Annotated in this window: 1 protein-coding gene; it reads right to left on the bottom strand. The window is 28.2% G+C overall.

The genetic code is table 11. The features are described from left to right. Positions 1 to 203: 203 nt before the first annotated feature. A complete protein-coding gene (locus tag IV513_RS15510) occupies positions 204 to 839 on the bottom strand; it encodes an ATP-binding cassette domain-containing protein (protein WP_209391453.1) in 636 nt (211 codons plus the stop codon). Positions 840 to 964: the final 125 nt, after the last annotated feature.

Here is a 964-nt window from a genome sequence, read left to right as displayed (position 1 = left end):
ATAACGGAAAGGGGCTTTGCGAGGTGCGGGCTACTGTAAACTGAAAGTCGATAGGAGAACCAATCTCTAGCAAAAACCATTTTCATTTTTTTCAAATTTACAAAAAAAAATGAAATGGTTTTTTGCGGGTATTTTCTAGAATATTTCTGAGATTTCCTTCAATCCCGCATCTTGCAAAACCCATGTTATCTGTCGTTCTTTTTTCAGAATTTAAAGTTTTTAAGTTGCTCATATTCAGTTTTTTCATATATTTTCTCAATTTTCCCATTTTGTAGAATTGCAATTTTATCGCAAGTATGAAATAATGTTTCAATAATGTGCGAACTAACAATTACAATCTTATTTTCCGATTTTAGGTTTCTAATTATATCATATAAAATGTGAACGCCCTCAAAATCCACTCCGTTAAAAGGCTCGTCTAAAATATTAATTGGTTTATCTAATAATAACATTCCAATAAGTGCTAATTTTTTCTTCATTCCGCTAGAATAATCTTGCACAAACTTTCCTAATGGAAGTTTAAATTTTTCAATTAGTTCACTTTTTTTCAAGTTTTTACTTTCTGAAAAATAGGAAAGATATTCTTTTCCTGTAATGTAGGGATAAAAATAATTTTCGGTTTCTAAATAAGAGATTTGCTCTCTTTTTAAATGTTTGTTTTTCCAAGAAATTTCTCCTGAAAATTTCACATTTTGAAACAGCGATTCAAAGAAAGTTGTTTTTCCTGCTCCATTTTTTCCCAATAATCCTAGAATTTCTCCATTTTCAATATTCAAATTGAAATCTTCTAAAACTTTGTGATTTTTAAAACTAACATTCAAATTCTTAACTTCCAACATAAAGTTTAATATTTCTTTTGGCTGTTTTTATATTTTCTCTCAATACAAAAATAGCGGGAATTATAGTAATACTGCAAAAAAAGTATTCCAAATAAACTCCCATATTGTAATAGTTTGTTTTTTCC

The sequence above is a fragment of the Chryseobacterium sp. RR2-3-20 genome (assembly GCF_017808115.1).
GTDB classification, from domain to species: Bacteria; Bacteroidota; Bacteroidia; order Flavobacteriales; family Weeksellaceae; genus Chryseobacterium; species Chryseobacterium oryzae.
Note: the sequence above shows the minus strand (reverse complement) of the source record. Positions and strands in the feature narration are given on the sequence as shown.

Excerpts from the sequence above, each read along its gene's own strand:
- IV513_RS15510 (WP_209391453.1), bottom strand. The coding sequence starts at position 839 with ATGTTGGAAGTTAAGAATTTGAATGTTAGTTTTAAAAATCACAAAGTT.